13 protein-coding genes are annotated in these 21,029 nt (G+C 71.9%); 8 read left to right on the forward strand and 5 right to left on the reverse strand.

Translation table 11 applies throughout. The features are described from left to right. Positions 1 to 10: 10 nt before the first annotated feature. Positions 11 to 2,182: a transglycosylase domain-containing protein gene (locus tag NH339_RS00220; RefSeq protein ID WP_253021375.1), complete on the reverse strand. Its 2,172-nt coding sequence runs from the start codon at positions 2,180 to 2,182 to the stop codon at positions 11 to 13. 989 nt (positions 2,183 to 3,171) lie between these two features. On the opposite strand from NH339_RS00220, the gene NH339_RS00225 reads away from it, so the two are divergent. The 3 genes from NH339_RS00225 to NH339_RS00235 all read left to right on the forward strand — a co-directional run bounded on the left by NH339_RS00225 (position 3,172) and on the right by NH339_RS00235 (position 6,651). Beyond that, a complete protein-coding gene (locus NH339_RS00225; protein ID WP_253021376.1) occupies positions 3,172 to 3,747 on the forward strand; it encodes a PadR family transcriptional regulator in 576 nt (191 codons plus the stop codon). Between the two features lie 50 nt (positions 3,748 to 3,797). Next, positions 3,798 to 4,904, forward strand: a complete 1,107-nt coding sequence (locus tag NH339_RS00230; RefSeq protein ID WP_067860740.1) for an inositol-3-phosphate synthase — start codon at positions 3,798 to 3,800, stop codon at positions 4,902 to 4,904. A 133-nt stretch (positions 4,905 to 5,037) separates the two neighbouring features. Then, positions 5,038 to 6,651 carry a phosphatase PAP2 family protein gene (locus NH339_RS00235; protein WP_253021377.1) on the forward strand — a complete coding sequence of 538 codons (1,614 nt, stop codon included), beginning with the start codon at positions 5,038 to 5,040 and terminating at the stop codon, positions 6,649 to 6,651. Between the two features lie 15 nt (positions 6,652 to 6,666). Here the strand turns inward: NH339_RS00235 and NH339_RS00240 are convergent, their stop codons facing one another. The 4 genes from NH339_RS00240 to NH339_RS00255 form a co-directional block, all read right to left on the reverse strand. Further along, positions 6,667 to 7,695: an adenosine deaminase gene (locus NH339_RS00240; protein ID WP_253021378.1), complete on the reverse strand. Its 1,029-nt coding sequence runs from the start codon at positions 7,693 to 7,695 to the stop codon at positions 6,667 to 6,669. Next, a complete protein-coding gene (locus NH339_RS00245) occupies positions 7,692 to 8,126 on the reverse strand; it encodes a hypothetical protein (RefSeq protein ID WP_253021379.1) in 435 nt (144 codons plus the stop codon). Before NH339_RS00245 ends, NH339_RS00240 begins: the two co-directional genes overlap by 4 nt. 168 nt (positions 8,127 to 8,294) lie before the next feature. Further along, on the reverse strand, positions 8,295 to 10,832 hold the full coding sequence (locus NH339_RS00250) for a glycoside hydrolase family 65 protein (protein ID WP_253021380.1): 2,538 nt from the start codon (positions 10,830 to 10,832) through the stop codon (positions 8,295 to 8,297). Then, positions 10,832 to 11,542 (reverse strand): HAD family phosphatase, encoded by a 711-nt coding sequence (locus tag NH339_RS00255; RefSeq protein ID WP_253021381.1) that lies wholly within the window; start codon positions 11,540 to 11,542, stop codon positions 10,832 to 10,834. The genes NH339_RS00250 and NH339_RS00255 overlap by 1 nt, the downstream gene beginning before the upstream one ends. A gap of 246 nt (positions 11,543 to 11,788) precedes the next feature. On the opposite strand from NH339_RS00255, the gene malQ reads away from it, so the two are divergent. From malQ to treZ, 5 genes are all read left to right on the forward strand, one after another. Next, the gene (gene malQ, locus NH339_RS00260) at positions 11,789 to 13,753 is read left to right on the forward strand and encodes a 4-alpha-glucanotransferase (protein ID WP_253021382.1); all 1,965 of its coding nucleotides are present in this window, start codon (positions 11,789 to 11,791) and stop codon (positions 13,751 to 13,753) included. Between the two features lie 32 nt (positions 13,754 to 13,785). Next, positions 13,786 to 15,897 carry a glycogen debranching protein GlgX gene (gene glgX, locus NH339_RS00265; protein ID WP_253021383.1) on the forward strand — a complete coding sequence of 704 codons (2,112 nt, stop codon included), beginning with the start codon at positions 13,786 to 13,788 and terminating at the stop codon, positions 15,895 to 15,897. Then, positions 15,894 to 18,185 (forward strand): malto-oligosyltrehalose synthase, encoded by a 2,292-nt coding sequence (gene treY / locus NH339_RS00270; RefSeq protein WP_253021384.1) that lies wholly within the window; start codon positions 15,894 to 15,896, stop codon positions 18,183 to 18,185. The genes glgX and treY overlap by 4 nt, the downstream gene beginning before the upstream one ends. A gap of 145 nt (positions 18,186 to 18,330) precedes the next feature. Continuing rightward, positions 18,331 to 19,335: an aldo/keto reductase family protein gene (locus tag NH339_RS00275; RefSeq protein ID WP_253021385.1), complete on the forward strand. Its 1,005-nt coding sequence runs from the start codon at positions 18,331 to 18,333 to the stop codon at positions 19,333 to 19,335. A 2-nt stretch (positions 19,336 to 19,337) separates the two neighbouring features. Beyond that, positions 19,338 to 21,011 carry a malto-oligosyltrehalose trehalohydrolase gene (gene treZ / locus NH339_RS00280; RefSeq protein ID WP_253021386.1) on the forward strand — a complete coding sequence of 558 codons (1,674 nt, stop codon included), beginning with the start codon at positions 19,338 to 19,340 and terminating at the stop codon, positions 21,009 to 21,011. Positions 21,012 to 21,029: the final 18 nt, after the last annotated feature.

Raw genomic sequence — 21,029 nt, forward strand, 5'->3', positions numbered from 1 at the left:
TCGTCCTGGCTCAGCCTCCGAACGGGGGAGGTGCCGTCGTCTCTGTCGGCGGGGTCGGCTCCGTCGCCGTCGGCGTGGGCGTCGGCGTCGGCGTCGGCGTCGGCGTCGGGGTGGGACGCGGGGTCCGCGACGGCGTGGGCGTCGGCGTCGGCGACGGGGTCGCCGTGGGCGCCGGCGGCACGTACGTGCGGCCCTTGTCGGCCTGGATGTTGCCGGGCGGCGGGAAGCTGCCGCAGTCGGTGCCCTGCAGGGCCGGGTCCATGAACGCCTTGAACGTGCGGGCCGGGTACTGGCCGCCGAAGAACGGCACCAGGTAGCCCTCGATGTCCTCGTTGCCCACGCCGCGGCTCAACGTCACGGCCGTCGCCAGCTTGGGCGTCGCGCCGACGAACCACGACGACGAGACGTGCTGGTCCGCGTCGTCCTTGCCCGCCGTGGCGGTACCCGTCTTGCCGATGGTCGGACAGATGGTGCGGCCGTTGGTTCCCGTGCCCGCCGAGGTCACCTTCTGCAGCGCCGCGACCGTGTCGCCCGCGACGTCCTCGGGGATCGAGCGGCGCGTCTCACGCTTCGGCAGCTCGAGGTCGTTGCCCCCGGGGCCGGTGACCTTCTTCAGGACGTGCCACTGGGCGCGCTCGCCACCGGCGGCGATGGTCGCGTAGGCGTTGGCCATGTCGACGGCCGGCACGCCGGCGAAGCCGAGCGACGTGACCGCGACCGGGTTGATCTTGTCGGTCACCGAGCGCGGGATGCCGGCCTGGTTGGCGGCCTTGAGGATCTTGCGCGCGCCGATGCTCGCGTCCGCGTCGGCGCCACCGCTCATCTGCTGCGTCAGGTCGACGAACGCGGTGTTGATCGACTCCTGCGTCGCCATCTCGAGCGTGACGGGACCGAACGAGCGTCCGCCGCTGTCGCCCTGGTTGCCGACGATGCTGTTGCCGATGCGCAGCGGCGAGCTGCCGTTCAGCGTGGTGCGCAGGCCGTAGCCGTCCTCCAGGCCCGCGATCACGGCGAACACCTTGAACGTCGAGCCCGGCTGGACGCTCTGCATCGCCCAGTTGAGCTGGCTCTTGAGGTAGTCGCGGCCGCCGTACATGGCCTTCACGTCGCCCGTGCCGGGCTCGACGGAGACGAGTCCGACGTTCAGCTCGTCGAGGTTCTGCGGGATGATCGTGCGCACCGCGTTCACGGCGTCGCGCTGCAGGCGACGGTCGAACGTGGTCGTGACCCGCAGGCCGCCGCCGTCGATCTCGTTGTCGGAGAAGCCCGCCTGGCGCAGCTGGGTGCGGACCAGCTCGAGCAGGTAGCCGCTCGTGCCCCGGAACCGGTTGCTGTTCTTCTTGGGGACGACGCGCGGCAGCTGGTCCTGGTACTTCGCGGCCTCGTCGGCGGTGATCGCGCCCGACTTGACCATGCCGTCGAGCACGTAGCGGTAGCGCGGGAGGATCCGCTCCTTCGCCCCCTCGGCGTACGGGTCGTAGTAGCTCGGGCTGTTGATGATGGTGGCGAGCAGCGCGGCCTGCGCGTAGTTCAGCTTCGAGGCCGGACGGTCGAAGTACGTCTGCGCGGCGACCTGGACGCCGTAGGAGCCGTTGCCGAAGTAGATGGTGTTGAGGTAGCCCTCGAGGATCTCCTGCTTGGAGAGCTGGTTGTGGATCTTGATCGAGAGGATCGCCTCGCGCACCTTGCGCTTGTAGGAGCGCTCCTGGTTCAGGTAGAGCACCTTCACGTACTGCTGCGTGATGGTCGACCCACCACTGGTGATCTGCCCGCTCGTGGCGTTGTCGCGCACGGCGCGCAGGATGCCCTTGAAGTCGATGCCCTGGTTCTCGTAGAAGGTGCGGTCCTCCGCGGCGATGACGGCCGCCTGCATGACGGAGGGCACCTCGTCGAGCGGGATGCTCTCGCGGTCCTGCATCGCGAAGGTGCCGAGCTCGCTCTTGCCGTCGGAGTAGTAGACCTTCGTCGTCTGCGTCTGGAAGTCGGCGTTCGCGTCGGGGATCGAGATGATCCGGTAGAGCACGAAGAACAGCAGCGCCGCTCCGAGGATGCCGAGCACCAGCAGGAGCGCCAGCCAGCGGAGCGCCCGCTTCCAGCGCGGTCCGTCACCGCCGATGCGGCGGAACAGACCGGGCTTGCGGGGCGTGCTCTTCGGCTTGGTTCGGTGCGTGCTGGTGGCCACGGACCACTTCCTCCGTCTCGGCCCTGCGGGCAGGGCGTGGTGCTGTGCGTGCGCCCGGGACACGGCGCGGCATCGCTCCAGTGTGCCCGATCATCCTGAGAACCCAAGGATCGCGGGTCGACGCCGGACCCGTCGGCGGTTCCGTCGGATCCCCCGCGGCACCTCTCGCTGGTCGGGTGCCTCCACCAGCGCCGGCGAGGAGAGGTGCATCGAGGTCCTTCCACGGTTTCGCTGGGAGCCGGGCAGCGCTGGGCCGTTGCCGGGTGGTCTCGATACACGGCACGGCGCTCCTTCGTCGCGCGTGCCGCTACTCGACCAGCGGGACGGTCTCGCTGGTCGAGTAGCGCGGAGCCGCGAGGAACGAGCGTGCTCCGCGCGTATCGAGACCGCTCCAAGCGGACGCTGGGGATCGACCCGCGCCGATCCGCTGCCGGGTGGTCTCGATACGCCGTCACGAGCTCGCTGGCGCTCGCCGTGTCGGCTACTCGACCAGCGGAAGCCCTCGCTGGTCGAGTAGTCGGCTCCGCCGAGGGACGAGGCGTGAGGCGACGTATCGAGACCACCCCAAGCGGACGCTGGGGGTTGGCTCGCGCTGGACCGTTCCCGAGTGGTCTCGATACGTCAGGACTTCGCAAGCTCGTCCTGACTACTCGACCAGCGGAAGGTCTCGCTGGTCGAGTAGCGCGGAGCCGCGAGGAACGAGCGTGCTCCGCGCGTATCGAGACCGCTCCAAGCGGACGCTGGGGATCGACCCGCGCTGAGCCGCTGCCGGGTGGTCTCGATACGCCGTCACGAGCTCGCTGGCGCTCGCCTTGTCGGCTACTCGACCAGCGGAAGCCCTCGCCGGGACCGGACATGACCGGACAACAGGACCTGACATGACCTGACACCAGCACCTGACATGGGCTGACATGAAATGCCGATCTGATGTATCGTCCCGATATAGCGGGTCGTCGCCGGGCGCCCCACCGAGCAGCGGGGAGGGTCCGATGGCACGTCGTGGCGCGACCCTCGAGCTGGCGGTCATGGGCCTGCTGCACGACACGCCGATGCACGGCTACGAGCTGCGCAAGGAGCTCATCAGCCTGCTGGGACTGGGGCGGGTGCTCTCGTACGGCACCCTCTACCCCTGCCTGAAGACGCTGGTCCGCGCCGGTCTCATCGAGGCCGACGAGGACCGCGACGTCGAGGTGCGCGGACGGCGCAACCGGATCGTCTACCACCTCACGGCCGCCGGCAAGGAGCACTTCGCCACGGCGATGGAGGACTCCGGACCGGCCACCTGGGACGACGAGACGTTCAGCGTGCGGTTCGCGTTCTTCGGGCGCACCGAGTCGGCCGTCCGCGTGCGCATCCTCGAGGGCCGGCGCAGCCGGCTGCAGGAGCGGCTCGAGCACGTCCGCGAGGCCAACCAGCGCGGTCGTGACCGCGCCGACGCCTACACCCGCGAGCTCCAGCGCCACGGCCTGGAGTCCGTCGAACGCGAGGTGCGCTGGCTCACCGACCTGATCGAGCGCGAGCGCAACCCCCACCCCGACCCGGCCGAGCGGCCCGGGTCCCCCTGACCCTCTTCCACCGAGCACGAGCAACCAACCACCCACCTGAAGGAGAACCCATGGGTTCGGCGAACCACCAGATCCGCGTCGCCATCGTCGGCGTCGGCAACTGCGCCACCTCCCTGATCCAGGGCGTCGAGTACTACAAGGACGCTGATCCGGCGGGCACGGTCCCCGGACTCATGCACGTCCAGTTCGGCGACTACCACGTGAGCGACATCGAGTTCGTGGCCGCGTTCGACGTCGACGCGAAGAAGGTCGGCTTCGACCTCGCCGACGCCACCACGGCCAGCGAGAACAACACGATCCGCATCACCGACGTCCCGCCGACCGGTGTCACCGTGCAGCGCGGTCACACGCTCGACGGTCTCGGCAAGTACTACCTCCAGACCATCGAGGAGTCCGACGCCCCCGCGGTCGACGTCGTGCAGGTGCTCAAGGACACGCAGGCCGACGTGCTCGTCTCCTACCTGCCGGTGGGCTCGGAGGAGGCCGACAAGTTCTACGCGCAGTGCGCGATCGACGCCAAGGTCGCCTTCGTCAACGCCCTGCCGGTATTCATCGCCTCCGACCCCGAGTGGGCGAAGAAGTTCGAGGACGCGGGCGTCCCGATCATCGGTGACGACATCAAGAGCCAGGTCGGCGCGACGATCACGCACCGTGTCATGGCGAAGCTGTTCGAGGACCGCGGCGTCGCGCTGGACCGCACCTACCAGCTGAACGTCGGCGGCAACATGGACTTCAAGAACATGCTCGAGCGTGAGCGTCTGGAGTCCAAGAAGGTCTCGAAGACGCAGGCCGTCACCTCCAACCTCACCGGCTCGCTGGCCGGCGTGGGCGCCGACGACCGCAACGTGCACATCGGCCCGTCGGACTACGTGGCGTGGCTCGACGACCGCAAGTGGGCCTACGTGCGCCTCGAGGGTCGCGCGTTCGGCGACGTGCCGCTGAACCTGGAGTACAAGCTCGAGGTCTGGGACTCCCCGAACTCGGCCGGCATCATCATCGACGCCATCCGCGCGGCGAAGATCGCCAAGGACCGCGGTGTCGGCGGCGCGCTGCTGAGCGCGTCGTCCTACCTGATGAAGAGCCCGCCGGAGCAGCGTCCCGACGACGTCGGCCGCCAGCGCCTCGAGGCCTTCATCTCCGGCACCGAGGAGCGCTGACCCGCCACCCTGCGTGACCCCGAGGCGGTGTCGCCCGGTCCTCCCCCTGGAAGTCCGGCGACACCGCCTCGGCGCGTCCGGGCCCGGTCCGCACTACGCTGAACCCGGCCAGACCCCGACCGGAAGGACGCCTGTGTCGATCGACCTGCGTCGCGCCGAGCCCGGCCGCGACGGCGTGTACGCCACCGTGCTCGTCGTCCTCGTGACGCTGCTCGCCCTGCTCGCGTTCCTCGTCGGCACCGACGCCGCCTGGCTGCAGGACGTCGACGACGGCGTGGCCCGGGAGGCGTTCGACGTGAGCGTCGCGCGACCGTGGCTGGTCGACGTGCTCGAGGTGCTGGCGGTCGTGCTGTCCAACGTCGGCGTCGGCATCGTCCTGGCCCTGCTGGCAGGCACGGCGCTGGCCCGGCGCGAGTGGCGCATCGCCACCTGGATCGCGCTCAGCGGCGTGGTCGGCATCGGCGGCAACGCCCTGGTCAAGCTCGTGTTCCAGCGTCCGCGACCGGCGTGGGAGGAGCCGATCCACGAGATCGGCGGCTACTCCTTCCCGAGCGGGCACTCCGCCGGCGCCGGCGTGCTGTTCACGGTCCTCGCGCTGCTGACCATCGTGCTGACCGGCCGCGGGTGGCGGCGTCGACTGCTGATCACGCTGTGGGTCCTGCTGGCGCTCGTGACGGCCGCCGACCGTGTGCTCCTCGGCGTGCACTACCTCTCCGACGTCACCGCCGGCCTGACCCTCGGCACGCTGGTCACGCTCGTGCTCTGGCTGGCGGTCGCGACCGACGCGACCCGGCTCCCGCCGGAGCTCGCGGTGGTCACGGGCACGGGCCGCAAGCGCGTGGCGGTCGTCCTCAACCCTTCCAAGCTGACCGACGTCGAGGAGTTCAAGGGCCTCGTGCGCCTGGTCGCCGGCCAGCACGGCTGGAACGAGCCGGCCTGGTTCGAGACGACGGTCGAGGACCCCGGCTACGGCCAGACCGAGGCGGCGCTCGAGGCCGACGCCGACCTCATCATCGCCGCCGGCGGCGACGGCACCGTGCGCGCGGTGTGCGAGGAGGCCGCCCGCACCGGTGTGGCCGTCGCGATCATCCCGCAGGGCACCGGCAACCTGCTGGCGCGCAACCTCGGCATCCCGCTCAACCCGCGCGACGCCCTCGAGGTGGCGTTCGGCGGCCAGGACAAGGCCATCGACCTCGCGCGGTTCAGCACCGACGCCGGCGTCGAGACCAGCTTCCTCGTCATGGCGGGCCTCGGCATGGACGCGATGATCATGACCGGCGTCAACGACGAGCTGAAGAAGAAGGTCGGCTGGGTCGCCTACGTCGTCTCGGGCGTCAAGGCGCTGCGCTACTCCGGCACCAAGGTCACGATCACCGTCGACGACGGCGAGCCGCGCACGTTCCGCGCACGCACGGTCGTCATCGGCAACGTCGGCTACCTGCAGGCGGGGCTGCCGCTGCTGCCGGAGGCGCAGATCGACGACGGTGAGCTCGACGTCGTGGTGATCGCGCCGCGTCGGTTCTTCGGGTGGGTGTCGATCGCGGTCCGCGTGATCACCCGCCGCAAGCGCACCAACGACCGTCTCGACCGGTTCACCGGACGCCGGGTGCACGTGAAGGCCACCGGCCCGACCCCGATGCAGCTCGACGGCGACCCCGTCGACGAGGGCACCGAGATCACCGCCGAGGTCCGACCCGGCGTGCTGCTCGTGCGGGTGCCGGTGGCCCCGACCGTGCAGAAGGGCTGACGTCGCCCGAGCAGGTCAGACGGCGTCGAGCTCGGCGCGGATCGACGTCTTCACCGCGTCGGGGGCGAACGACGCGTCGACCGCCGCCCGCGCGAGGTCGACGACGCCGGGGCGGTCGAGCGACAACAGGTCGGCCGCCACGGCGTACTCACGAGTGAGGGTCGTGCCGAACATCGGCGGGTCGTCGCTGTTGATCGTGACCGGGACGCCCGCGGCGACGAGCGCCGGCAGGGGGTGCTCGTCGAGCGAGGGCGTCGACCGGGTGCAGACGTTCGACGTCGGGCACACCTCGAGCACGATGCCGCGCTCGGCGAGCAGTTCCATGAGCGCGGGGTCCTGCACCGCTGCGATGCCGTGGCCGATGCGCTCGGCACCGAGGTGCTCGATCGCGTCGCGGATCGTCTGGGGTCCGGTCGACTCCCCCGCGTGCGGGACGCTGTGCAGCCCGGCCGCGCGCGCCGCCGCGAAGTGCTCCGCGAACTGCGGGCGGGGCACGCCGATCTCGGGCCCGCCCAGGCCGAAGCCGACGAGGGCGTCGGGTGCGTGGTTCAGGGCGACGTCGAGCGTGACGTCGGCGGCCTCGAGGCCGGACTCGCCGGGGATGTCGAAGATCCACCGGAGCACGAGGCCGGTGTCGGCCTCGACCCGACGCCGCGCGTCCTCGACGGCCTCGAGGTACGCCTCGACGGGGATGCCGCGGACGATCGACGTGTACGGGGTGAGCGTCAGCTCCGCGTAGCGCACGTTCTGCGCCGCGAGGTCGGTGCCGACCTCGTGCGTGAGGGTCCAGATGTCGTCGGGGGTGCGCAGCAGGTCGACGACCGACAGGTAGACCTCGACGAAGTGCGCGAAGTCGGTGAAGCGGAAGTAGTCGGCGAGCGCGGTGGGGTTCGTGGGCACCGGGGTGCTGCCCTCGTGCCGGGCCGCCAGCTCCGCGACGGCGTCGACGGAGGCGGAGCCGACGTGGTGCACGTGCAGCTCGGCCTTCGGCAGGCCCTGCAGGAACGCGAGGTCGACCGACTCGACGTCCTGCGGCCCGCTCACGGCTGCTCGGTGGTGTCGTCGGGGTCCGGCACCAGGGTGAGGTGCGGCTGCGCGGCCTGCTGCCGCTCGACGACGCTGCCGCGGTCGGCGAACTCGACCTCGAGCGACAGCACGTTCTCGTCCTGCAGGTCGAAGGTCACCCGCCGCGCGGTCGCGGTGAGGTTGCCGGCCTTGCCCTCGGCGAGCCACTCGGTGCTGCCGTCGTCGCTGACCAGGCCGACCCGCGCCTGCTCGCCGCGCTGACCGCGGAAGACGACGGGGCCCGGGCCGCTGTCGCGGATGACGAGCGCACCGCGGCTGACCCGCCGGTCGTCGGTCTCGACGGTGGGGGACTCGTCGCCGCCGACCCGCCCGAACGACCACTTCTGGTCGACGAGGACGACGTCCTCCCCGGACCTGCCGTCACTGACCTCGTACCTGACGATCAACACACCCTGCAGTCTAGGGCGGGTCCGACAGGGCCCGCGCGACGGACCGCCCCGCCCGCGCAGGTTTACGTGGGGCCCCACCCGAACCTGCAAGAACCCCGCATGTTTGCGGTGGGGAGAGCCACTTTTGGTGGGGCCCCACCCAAACGGGCTCTCGCGGGCGAGGGTGGGTCAGGCGCCGGGGACGATGGCGGAGATGATCGTGCCGTCGGAGCGGCGGGTGCCGATGGGGCTGGGCGGCTCGCCCTCCAGGCGCGGACCCTGACCGTCCAGCGGCACGGTGACCGGTGCGTCGGGCCCGACCACGACCTCGGCGCCCCGGACCTCGAACGCCAGGTGGCCCTGGCCGTCCTCGACCACGAGCTCGAGCTCGTCGGGACGCACGGTCACGCGCACGCGGGTGCCGCGCAGGGTGAGCCGGTAGGTGAGCGACTCCCAGTCGTCGGGCAGGCGCGGGTCCATCGTCCACTGGCCTGCGCCGAGGTCGCGGAAGCCGCCGAACCCGGCCGCGACCGCGCTCCACACCCCACCCGTCGACGCGACGTGCACGCCGTCGGACGTGTTCCCGTGCCGGTCGGCGAGGTCGACGAACAGCGCGGACAGGAAGTAGCGGTACGCGAGGTCGTGGTAGCCGACCTCGGAGGCGATGATCGACTGCACGACCGCCGACAACGTCGAGTCGCCCGTGGTGATCGGGTCGTAGTACTCGAAGTCGGCGCGCTTCTGCTCGGGCGTGAAGTCCTCACCCTGCAGGAAGAGCGCCAGCACGACGTCGGCCTGCTTCAGCACCTGGAACCGGTAGATGACGAGCGGGTGGTAGTTCAGCAGGAGGGGACGCTTGTCGAGCGGCGTGTGGTCGAGGTCCCACATCTCGCGCTCGAGGAAGTGCGAGTCCTGCGGGTGGATGCCGAGGTGCTCGTCGAACGGGATGCTCATGTTGCGCGCCGCGCGACCCCACTCCTCGACCTCCTCGTCGGTGAGCGAGAGCCGCGCCTTCGCGTCGGCGTACGCCGAGGGGTTCACGTCACGCAGCGTGCGCACCGCCTCGGCGGCCCGCCGCAGGTTGAAGCGCGCCATGACGTTCGTGTACAGGTTGTCGTTCACGACCGTCGTGTACTCGTCGGGCCCCGTGACGCCGTGGATGTGGAAGGTGCTGCCCTCCTCGCTGCGCCAGAAGCCGAGGTCGGCCCAGAGCCGGGCGGTCTCCACGAACACGTCGATGCCCTCGCGGTCGAGGAACTCGACGTCGCCCGTGGCCCCGACGTACTGGCTCAGCGCGTACGCGATGTCGGCGTCGATGTGGTACTGCGCGGTGCCCGCCGCGTAGTAGGCCGACGCCTCCTCGCCGTTGATGGTGCGCCAGGGGAACAGCGCGCCCTTCTGCGCGAGCTGGCCGGCACGGCGACGTGCCGCGTCGAGCAGCGAGTAGCGGAAGCGCAGCGCGTTCCGCGCGGCCCGCGGCGTGGTGTACGTCAGGAACGGCATGACGTAGACCTCGGTGTCCCAGAAGTAGTGGCCGCCGTAGCCGGACCCGGTGACGCCCTTGGCCGGGATGCCCTGGCCCTCCGCGCGGGCCGCGGCCTGCATGATCGAGAACAGGTTCCAGCGGATCGCCTGCTGCACCTCGGGCTGGCCGGGCACCTCCACGTCGGCGCGCGTCCAGAACGCGTCCAGCCACGCACGCTGCTCGGCCCGCAGCTCGGGCACGCCGAGGTCGCGGGCGCGGTCGAGGGTGCGACGGCAGCGGTCGAGCAGCTCGCGCGACGGCACGCCGCGCGACGTGTGGTACGCGACGGTCTTCGTGAGCCGGACGGGCACGCCGGGCTGCGCCGCGATCCGGTAGGTGGTCTTCGCGAGGTCCTCGCCCGTGACCACGCGGCTCGTGAACTCGTTCTCGGTGACGATGTCGTGGTCGGCCATGACGCCGAGCGTCATGCCGCTCTCGGCGCACCGGAAGCCGAGCGCGACCCGGCCAGTGCCCGCGTCGCCCTCGTTCGTCTGCGGCTCCAGCACCCGACGGGTGAGCTGCTCGGCCTTGCGCGGGTCGCTCCCCTCGCCCATGGCCTTGTGCCGCACGTGGTACTCGTCCTCGCCGTCCTGGCGGTTGAGGATCTGCGAGGAGATCGCGACGGGGGCCGGGTCGTCGAGCAGGGTCACCTCGAACGTCATCACCGCGAGGTGCTTCTGCTCGAGGCTGACCATGCGCGTGGACTCCACCAGCACCCGCTTGCCCGACGGGGTGCGCCACAGCAGGCGACGTCGGAGGACACCGTCGCGCAGGTCGAGGGAGCGCTCGTACTCGTGCAGGTCGGCCACCGAGAGCAGCAGCGGCTCGTCGTCGACGTAGAGCCGGATGATCTTCGCGTCGGGGGCGTTGACGATCGTCTGCCCGACGCGCGCGAACCCGAACGCCTCCTCGGCGTGCTGGATCGGCCACGTCTCGTGGAAGCCGTTCACGAAGGTGCCGTGGGTGTGGGAGTCGCGGCCCTCCTCGACGTTGCCGCGCAGCCCGAGGTAGCCGTTGCCGACGGCGAACAGCGTCTCGGTGAGGCCGAGGTCGCCGGCGTCGTAGCGGCGCTCGGTGAGCCGCCACTCGTCGGCGGGCCAGCGCGAGCGGTCGAGGAAGTCGCGCACGGGCGGCGCCTCGTGCGACGGTCCGAGGCCGCGGTCCTCGTCGATGTGCTCCGTGGGCTGGTCGAGCGGCGACATCAGACGAGCTCCTGCAGGTCGTCGACGACGACGTCGGCGCCGTGCTCGCGCAGCGCGTCGGCGCCTGCCCCACGGTCGACCCCGACGACGAGTCCGAAGCGTCCGGCCCGACCCGCCGCCACGCCCGACGTCGCGTCCTCGAGCACCACCGCGCGCGAGGGCTCGACGTCGAGCTGCTGCCCGGCGAACAGGAACGTGTCGGGGGCCGGCTTGCCCGCCAGCTGACGGTCGGCGGCGACGGCACCGTCGACGATGATCGGGAACCGCTCGATGAGGCCGGCGGCGCGCAGCACCTTCGGCGCGTTGCGCGAGCTGGACACCACCGCCACGCGCGTGCCGCGGTCGGCGAGCGCGTCGAGCAGGGCGACGGAGCCGGGGTAGGCCTCCACGCCGTCGCGCTCGAGGATCTCCTCGAAGAGGACGTTCTTGCGGTTGCCGAGCCCGCCGACCGTCTCCTCCTCGGGCGCGTCGTCGGGCGTGCCCTCGGGCAGCTCGATGCCGCGCGACTCCAGGAAGGAGCGGACGCCGTCGTAGCGCGGCTTGCCGTCGACGTAGCGGTAGTAGTCGTCGTCGGTGTACGGCTCCTCGACACCCCGCTCCGTCAGCACGTCGTTGAACATCTTGTCCCAGGCGCGCCGGTGCACCTCGGCGGTCGGCGTGATCACGCCGTCGAGGTCGAAGAGGGCCGCGTCGTAATCGCTCCAGTCCACGCGAGAAGCGTAGGCCGGTCTCGTGTCGGCCACGTGAACGGTGTCGAGTTCGGGTACGGAGGTCGACGCTTCTGCGTTCGCAACGGGATCCCGTCGTGGACGCAGGATCGTCCGAGCCCGGACACACGGATCCAGACCCTTGCGTGCCCTCGGCGCAGCTCGCGACGGCCCGTCCCGCGCGTGCGTCGGGACACACGGACCTCACCGAAGTGGTGGGCGGGGCCGGTCGCGACCATGCTGGGCGTCATGGCCTTCCCCGACGACGACCTCGCCGCCCTCGCCGCGGCCCACGGCGTGGCCGTGTCCTACGAGGGGTCCGACCGCAGTCCGGTCGACGTCGACCCCGACGTCGTCGTCGCGGTGCTGTCCGAGCTCGGTGTCGACGCGAGCACGCCGGAGTCGGTCGCGAGCGCCCTGGACGACGTCCGGTCGACGCACTCGTCCGTGCCGGGCACGGTGGCCGTCGTGCAGGGCCAGGCCCGCGAGCTCGGCGTGAGCGGTCGGATGGAGCTGGAGGACGGCACCACCCTCGACGTCGACGGCGCGCTCCCAGCGGACCTGCCCCTGGGCTGGCACCGGCTCGTCACCGACGACGGCGACGAGGTCACCGTCGTCGCGGCGCCGGCCCGGCTGCCCGAGGTGCCACGGACCTGGGGCTGGATGCTGCAGCTGTACTCCGTCCACTCGTCGGGCTCGTGGCAGATGGGCGACCTCGCCGACCTCGCCGAGCTGGCCCGGCGCGCCGCGACCGAGCAGGGCGCGGGCGTCCTGCTCGTGAACCCGGTCCAGGCGTTCGTGCCGTCGACCCCGCTCGTCCGCTCGCCCTACTCGCCGTCGAGCCGACGCTTCGCCAGCCCGCTCTACCTGCGGGTCACCGACGTGGCCGCGTTCGCCGCCGCTGACGACGCCACACGCGAGGAGGTGCTGGGGCTCGCGCCCGACCCCGAGCCGGCCGACGACCTGCTCGACCACGACGCCGTCTGGGCCGCCAAGCGCGGGGCGCTCGAGCTGCTGCGACCCTTCGCCGCGGCCGACGAGGACCCCGACCTCGACGCCGAGCCCGACCTCGCCACCTTCGCGACGTTCTCCGCCCTCGCCGAGCGGCACGGGGCCGACTGGCGCGAGTGGCCGGAGGAGCTGCGCGACCCGACGTCTGACGCCGTGGCGCGCAGCCGCGCCGACCTGGCCGACCGGGTCGCGTTCCACGCGTGGCTGCAGCACCTGTGCCGCGAGCAGCTCGACGCCGCCCGCGACGCCGCGCACGACGCCGGCATGGCCGTGGGCCTCGTGCACGACCTCCCTGTGGGCGTGCACCCCGGTGGCGCCGACGCATGGGCGCTGCAGGACGTGTTCGCCTCCGACGTCCGCGTGGGCTGCCCCGCCGACGCGTTCAACCCCCTCGGCCAGGACTGGGGCCTCCCGCCGTGGCGGCCCGACCGCCTGCTCGAGACGGGCTACGCCCCGTTCCGCGACGTGGTGCGCAGCGTGCTGCGCCAGGGCGACGGCATCCGCGTCGACCACGTCGCCGGGCTGTGGCGGCTGTGGTGGATCCCGCCGGGAGAGCCGGCCCACCGCGGCGCCTACGTGCACTACGACGCCGACGTGATGCTCGCGGTGCTGCTGCTCGAGGCCACCCGCGCCGGCGCGGTCGTGGTCGGCGAGGACCTCGGCACCGTCGAGGACGTCGTCACCGAGACCATGCACCGGCGCGGTCTGCTCAGCTCGGCCGTGCTCTGGTTCGAGCGCGACTGGGACGCCCCCGGCCAGCCGCACGTCCCCCCGCAGGAGTGGGAGCCCGAGACGATGGCCAGCATCAGCACCCACGACCTCCCGACCGTCGAGGGGTGGCTGCGCGACGAGCGCATCCGCGTGCAGGCCGACCTCGACCTCCTCGGCGAGCCCGTCGAGGACGCGCTCGCCACCGCCGCCGCCGACCGCGAGGCGTTGCTCGCGCTGCTGCGCGAGGAGGGCATCGACACCGACGACCTGCTCGTCGCCCTGCACGCCGTCATCGCCCCGGCGGCGTCGCGGCTCGTGCTCAGCTCACCCGCCGACGCCGTCGGTCAGGTGCGCCAGCCGAACCTGCCGGGCACGGTCGACGAGTACCCGAACTGGCGGGTGCGCCTGCCCGTCGACCTCGACGCGTTCTTCGACCACGACCGGGTACGGGCAGCAGTAGCGCCCCTGCGTGCCGCCCGGCCGACCCCCTGACCTGCTCCACCCCCCACGACGAGGAGACCCCCGTGCGCACCTGGCCCGGATCGCCCTACCCGCTCGGCGCCACGTACGACGGCACCGGCACCAACTTCGCCCTGTTCTCCGAGGTCGCCGACCACGTGGAGCTCTGCCTCTTCGACGAGGCGGGCACCGAGACCCGCGTCCGCCTCGAGGAGGTGGACGGCTTCGTGCACCACGGGTTCCTGCCCGGCATCGGCCCGGGCCAGCGCTACGGCTACCGGGTGCACGGCCCCTGGGACCCCGAGCAGGGCCTGCGCTGCAACCCGCAGAAGCTGCTCATCGACCCCTACGCGAAGGCCGTCCAGGGCCAGCCCGACTGGGACCCGTCCCTCTTCGCCTACGAGATGGGCTCCCCCGAGGAGCCGAACGACGACGACTCCGCGGGTCACGTGCCGTTCTCGCTCGTCGTCGACCCGTACTTCGACTGGGCCGACGACCGGCTGCCGCGCCACCCGTACCACCGGACGATCGTGTACGAGGCGCACGTACGAGGCCTGACGATGACGCACCCCGACGTGCCCGAGGAGCTGCGCGGCACGTACGCCGCGCTCGCGCACCCGGCCATCGTCGAGCACCTGACCGGCCTCGGCGTGACGGCGATCGAGCTGCTGCCGGTGCACCAGTTCGTGACCGACCACTACCTCGTCGAGAAGGACCTGACGAACTACTGGGGCTACAACACGATCGGCTTCTTCGCCCCGCACGACGCCTACGCCTCCCAGCCCGGACGTCAGGTGCAGGAGTTCAAGGGCATGGTGCGCGAGCTGCACGCGGCCGGCATCGAGGTCATCCTCGACGTGGTCTACAACCACACGGCGGAGGGCAACCACCTCGGCCCGACGCTCTCGATGCGCGGCATCGACAACCAGGCGTACTACCGCCTGGTCGAGGACGACCCGCAGCACTACATGGACTACACCGGCACGGGCAACTCGCTGAACGTGCGCCACCCCAGCCCGCTGCAGCTCATCATGGACTCGCTGCGGTACTGGGTCACCGAGATGCACGTCGACGGGTTCCGGTTCGACCTCGCCGCCACCCTCGCCCGCGAGTTCTACGACGTCGACAAGCTCGCCACGTTCTTCGAGCTCGTGCAGCAGGACCCGGTGGTCAGCCAGGTCAAGCTCATCGCCGAGCCGTGGGACGTCGGCCCCGGCGGCTACCAGGTGGGCAACTTCCCGCCGCTCTGGACCGAGTGGAACGGCCTGTACCGCGACACCGTCCGCGACTTCTGGCGCGGCGAGCCGGCGACCCTCGGCGAGTTCGCGTCGCGCATCAGCGGCTCGTCCGACCTGTACCAGGACACCGGCCGCCGGCCCTACGCGTCGATCAACTTCGTCACCGCCCACGACGGGTTCACGCTGGACGACCTCGTCTCCTACGAGCAGAAGCACAACGAGGCCAACGGCGAGGACGGCCGCGACGGCGCCGACGACAACCGCTCCTGGAACTGCGGCGTCGAGGGGCCGACCGACGACCCCGAGGTGCTCGACCTGCGCCGCCGCCAGCGTCGCAACTTCCTGGCGACGCTGCTGCTCTCGCAGGGCGTGCCGATGGTGCTGCACGGCGACGAGCTCGGCCGCTCGCAGGGCGGCAACAACAACGTCTACTGCCAGGACAACGAGACGTCCTGGGTCGACTGGGACCTCGACGAGCACGAGCACGCCCTGCTCGGCTTCACGTCGGCGCTCGCGGCGTTCCGCACGGCGCACCCCGTGTTCCGTCGGCGTCGCTTCTTCCAGGGCAAGCCGGTCCGCAGGGCCGACGAGCTGCGCGACATCGCATGGTTCACGCCGGCGGGGAAGGAGATGACCGACGAGAACTGGGACGACGACTTCGGCCGGGCGATCGCCGTGTTCCTCAACGGCCGGGCCATCGACGAGCGCGACGAGCGCGGCGAGCGGGTCGTCGACGACTCGTTCCTGCTGGCGTTCAACGCCCATCACGAGGACATCACGTTCACCGTCCCCGACGGCGAGTACGCGAGCACGTGGGCCCTCGTCGTCGACACGGCCACCGGCAGCGTGCACGAGCCCGGCGACGAGCTCGTGGCCGGCGGCGCGACGCTCGACGTCACCGCCCGCTCGCTCGTCGTGCTGCAGCGGGTCGAGTCGTGAGCGCACCCAGCTCGACGTACCGCCTGCAGCTGCGGCCGGGCTTCGGCTTCGCCGAGGCGCAGGCCCTCGTGCCCTACCTGCGCGACCTCGGCGTCGGCGCGGTGTACGTCTCGCCCGTGCTCGACGCGACGCCCGGCTCGACGCACGGCTACGACGTCACCGACCCCACGCGCGCCCGCCCCGAGCTGGGTGGCCCGGAGGGCTGGGACGCGTTCACGGCGACGGTGCGCGACGCGGGGCTCGGCCTCGTCGTCGACGTCGTGCCGAACCACATGTCGGTCGAGGTGCCGCACGCGAACCCGTGGTGGTGGTCGGTGCTGGCCGAGGGCGAGGCGTCGCCGTGGGCGGGGCACTTCGACGTCGACTGGTCGCGCGGTCGCGTGCTGGTGCCGGTGCTCGGCGACGACGCCGACGTCGCCGAGCTGGCCGTCGACGGCGACGAGCTGACGTACTACGACCACCGCTTCCCGATCGATGCCGGCACGCTGGCCGACCCGTCGTTCGCGTCGATGACGCCGCAGCAGGTGCACGATCGTCAGCACTACGAGCTGGTCGGCTGGCGGCGGGGCGGGTCGGAGCTGAACTACCGACGCTTCTTCGACATCACGACGCTCGCCGCCGTGCGGGTCGAGGACCCCGACGTCTTCGACGACACGCACCGCGAGGTGCTGCGCTGGGTCGAGGAAGGGCGGGTCACGGGTCTGCGCATCGACCACCCCGACGGGCTCTCCGACCCGGGCGGCTACCTGCGGCTGCTGCACGAGGCCGCCCCCGACGCGTGGCTGGTGGTCGAGAAGATCCTGCACCCCGGCGAGGAGCTGCCGACGACCTGGCCCGTCGACGGCACCACCGGCTACGACGCGATGCGCGAGGTCGCCGGCGTGCTGCTCGACCCGGCCGGCGAGGCACCCTGGCAGGCGCTCACCGAGCGGCTCGGCGCGCCCGCCGACTACGCGGCGGTCGAGGAGGACGCCCGACGCATGGTCACCCAGAAGGTGCTCGTGGCCGAGGTGCGTCGGATCGCGGCGCTGCTGCGCGACGTGCCCGAGGAGGCCGCGCGGACCGCCGTGGCCGAGACGATGGTCGCGTTCGGCGTGTACCGGTCCTACCTGCCCGAGGCGGGACGCGAGGCGTGGGACGCGGCGATCGAGCGGGCCCGCACGCGTCGACCCGACGTCGACCCGGCCATCCGCGCCCTCGACGTGCAGGTGACCGAGGAGCCCACCGGCGAGCTCGCGACACGCATCCAGCAGACGTCGGGGATGGTCGTCGCCAAGGGGACCGAGGACACGACCTTCTACCGCTTCACGCGGTTCGCGGCGCTCAACGAGGTCGGTGGGTCCCCGGACGTCTGGGGCGTAGACGTCGAGGGCTTCCACGCGCTGGCCGCGGCGCGCGAGGCCGACCACCCGACGGCCATGACCGCCCTGACGACGCACGACACGAAGCGGTCGGAGGACACCCGTGCGCGGATGCTGGTGCTCGCCGAGCTGGGCGAGGAGGTCACGTCGACGGTCGCGGACTGGTCAGCGCGCTGCGGCATCGACGAGCCCGCGCTCGACCTGCTCGCGTGGCAGACGCTGCTCGGCGCCTGGCCGATCAGCGACGAGCGGCTGTCGGACTACCTGCTGAAGGCCGCACGCGAGTCGAAGGTCCGGACCACGTGGACCGAGACCGACGAGGCGTTCGAGGAGTCCGTCGCGGCGTGGCCAGCGCGCGTGCGGGCCGAGCTCGGTCCGCAGGTGCAGGCGCTGGTGGGGCGGGTCCAGGCGTTCGGCTGGACGGTGTCGCTGTCGCAGAAGCTGCTGCAGCTGGCCGGCCCGGGCGTCCCCGACGTCTACCAGGGCACGGAGGGCTGGGACTTCTCTCTCGTCGACCCCGACAACCGTCGACCCGTCGACCACGAGGCGTTCCGCACCCTGCTGCGTCGCCTCGACGACGGCTGGCTGCCGCAGGTCGACGCGTCGGGCGCTGCGAAGACGTCGCTCGTGCGTCGGGTGCTGACCCTGCGTCGCGACGAGCCGGCGCTGTTCCGCGGGTACACCCCGCTGGCGGCCTCGGGCGAGGCCGCCGACCACGCCGTCGCGTTCGCTCGCAGCGCCGACCTCGTGGCCGTCGCGACCCGCCTCCCGGTCGGGCTCGAGCGCCGTGGCGGCTGGGGCGGGACCACCCTGTCCCTCGCCCCAGGGGCGTGGACCGACACCCTCACCGGCGAGGCGTTCGACGGCGGCGACGTCCGGCTCGCCGACCTCCTCGCCACGTACCCCGTCGCCCTCCTCACCCGCTGACGTCTCTCCGCCCCCGCGTTTTGTGGACTTCGCGACGGTTCCCGCGCGAGAAACCGTCGCGAAGTCCACAAAACGCGGGAAGACGGCGGGGAAGGGAGGGTGGCGGCCGGGTCGCGCGACGGCGCAGCGCGCCTAGGCTCAAGGCATGGAGTTCAGGTACCTCGGGAACAGCGGCCTCAAGGTCAGCGAGATCATCTACGGCAACTGGCTGACCCACGGGTCGCAGGTGGAGAACGACGCGGCCACCGCGTGCGTGCGGGCCGCGCTCGACGCCGGCATCACGACGTTCGACACCGCCGACGTGTACGCCAACGGCAAGGCCGAGAGCGTCCTCGGCGAGGCGCTGAAGGGCGAGCGGCGCGCGTCGCTGGAGATCCTCACCAAGGTCTACTGGCCCACCGGCCCCGGCGGACCCAACGACACCGGACTCTCCCGCAAGCACATCATGGAGTCGATCGACGGCTCGCTGCAGCGGCTGCAGACCGACTACGTCGACCTCTACCAGGCGCACCGCTACGACCACGAGACGCCGCTGGAGGAGACGATGCAGGCGTTCGCCGACGTCGTCCGTGCCGGCAAGGCGCACTACATCGGCGTCAGCGAGTGGACCGCCGACCAGATCCGCGCCGGGCAGGAGCTGGCCCGCGACCTCGGCTTCCGGCTCGTCTCGAACCAGCCGCAGTACTCGATGCTCTGGCGGGTCATCGAGGGCGAGGTCGTGCCCGCGAGCCGCGAGCTGGGGCTGTCGCAGATCGTGTGGTCGCCGATCGCGCAGGGCGTGCTCACCGGCAAGTACGAGCCCGGCGCCGCGCCTCCCGAGGGCAGCCGCGCGACCGACGAGAAGGGTGGCGCCGACATGATCAAGCGCTTCCTCGACGACGAGGTGCTCACCGCCGTGCAGGGGCTGCGTCCGGTCGCCGACGACCTCGGCATCACGATGGCCCAGCTCGCCATCGCCTGGGTGCTCGCGAACGACAACGTCGCCGGCGCGATCGTCGGCGCCTCGCGTCCGGAGCAGGTCGAGTCGAACGCCGCCGCGAGCGGGATCACCCTCGACGACGACGTGCTCGCGACGATCGACGAGGTGCTGGGCAGCATCCCGACGACCGACCCGAGCAAGACGGCGTCGCCGCCGACGCGGGTGGTCTGAGCGTGGCCGTCACCCTCTGGGCCCCCGACCACGACCGCGTCCGCGTGCGGATCGACGGCGTCGAGCACCGGATGCAGGCGTGGGAGCCGGGCGAGGCGCGCTCCGGGTGGTGGTGGCACGACGTCGACGTCGCGCCGGGCACCGACTACGCGTTCCTGCTGGGCGACGACGACACCCCGCTGCCCGACCCCCGTTCGGTCTGGCAGCCGCAGGGCGTGCACGCGGCGTCGCGCACCTACGACCACGACGCGTTCGCGTGGACCGACGACGCCTGGGAGGGCCGCGCCCTGCGCGGTGCCGTGGTCTACGAGCTGCACGTCGGCACGTTCACGCCCGGCCGGACCTTCGACGCCGCCGTCGAGCGGCTCGACCATCTCGTCGACCTCGGCGTCGACCTCGTGGAGGTGCTGCCGGTCAACAGCTTCGACGGCCCGTACGGCTGGGGCTACGACGGCGTCCTGTGGGGCGCGGTGCACGAGCCGTACGGCGGACCCGACGGGTTCAAGCGGTTCGTCGACGCCTGCCACGCGCGAGGCCTCGGCGTCGTGCTCGACGTCGTCTACAACCACCTCGGGCCCTCGGGCGCCTACCTCGACCGCTTCGGCCCGTACTTCGCCGGCGAGAACGACTGGGGCCCCGGCCTCAACCTCGACGGCGAGGGCTCCGACGAGGTGCGTCGCTACGTGCTCGACAACGCGATCTCGTGGTTCGAGGACTTCCACGTCGACGCCCTGCGCCTCGACGCGGTGCACGCGCTGTCCGACGCGCGGGCGCTGACCATCCTCGAGGAGCTGTCGCTCGAGACCGAGCGCGCGTCGCAGCGGCTCGGCCGTCGGTTGTCGCTCGTCGCGGAGTCCGACCGCAACGACCCCCGCACGGTCGTCCCGCGCGACGAGCACGGTCTCGGCATGGACGCGCAGTGGGCCGACGACGTGCACCACGCGCTGCACGTGGCGCTCACCGGCGAGACCGACGGCTACTACGCCGACTTCGCCGAGCCCGGCGCGCTCGCCAAGGTGCTGCGCGGCGCGTTCTTCCACGACGGCACGTGGTCGTCGTTCCGCGGCCGCACCCACGGTCGCCCGGTCGACGTCCACGCCGTGCCGGGCCACGCGTTCGTCACGTACCTGCAGGACCACGACCAGGTCGGCAACCGGGCCACCGGCGACCGCATCTCCGACACCGTCTCGCCGGACCTGCTGGCGTGCGGCGCCGCGCTGGTGCTCCTCGGACCGTTCACGCCGATGCTCTTCATGGGCGAGGAGTGGGCCGCGAGCACGCCGTGGCAGTTCTTCGCCTCCTTCCCCGACCCCGAGCTGGCCGAGGCCGTGCGCACCGGACGTCGGCGCGAGTTCGGCCGCCACGGCTGGGGCGAGTCCGAGGTGCCCGACCCGATGGACCCGGCGACGCTCGAGCGCTCGACGCTGCGGTGGGACGAGCTCGACGAGCCCCGGCACCGTGGTGTGCTGGAGGTCTACCGCTCGCTGGTCGCGCTGCGCCGGGCCCACCCCGAGCTGCGCGACCCGTCCCTCGTCGACACGAGGGTGGAGGTCGCCGACGACGACCGTCGCGTGGTCCTGCACCGCGGGCCGTTCGTCGTCGACGTCGACCTGCGCGCCGAGCGGGTGGAGGTCCGGCGCGGCGACGAGGTGGTCTGGTCCTCCGACGAGCGCTGACGTCGCGCCCGCCGCACA

It is taken from the genome of Aeromicrobium sp. CnD17-E, from assembly GCF_024124745.1.
GTDB lineage: Bacteria > Actinomycetota > Actinomycetes > Propionibacteriales > Nocardioidaceae > Aeromicrobium.

Coding starts and splice junctions, on each gene's coding strand:
- NH339_RS00225 (WP_253021376.1), top strand. CDS start 3,172: ATGGCACGTCGTGGCGCGACCCTCGAGCTGGCGGTCATGGGCCTGCTG.
- NH339_RS00230 (WP_067860740.1), top strand. CDS start 3,798: ATGGGTTCGGCGAACCACCAGATCCGCGTCGCCATCGTCGGCGTCGGC.
- NH339_RS00275 (WP_253021385.1), top strand. CDS start 18,331: ATGGAGTTCAGGTACCTCGGGAACAGCGGCCTCAAGGTCAGCGAGATC.
- malQ (WP_253021382.1), top strand. CDS start 11,789: ATGGCCTTCCCCGACGACGACCTCGCCGCCCTCGCCGCGGCCCACGGC.
- NH339_RS00250 (WP_253021380.1), bottom strand. CDS start 10,832: ATGTCGCCGCTCGACCAGCCCACGGAGCACATCGACGAGGACCGCGGC.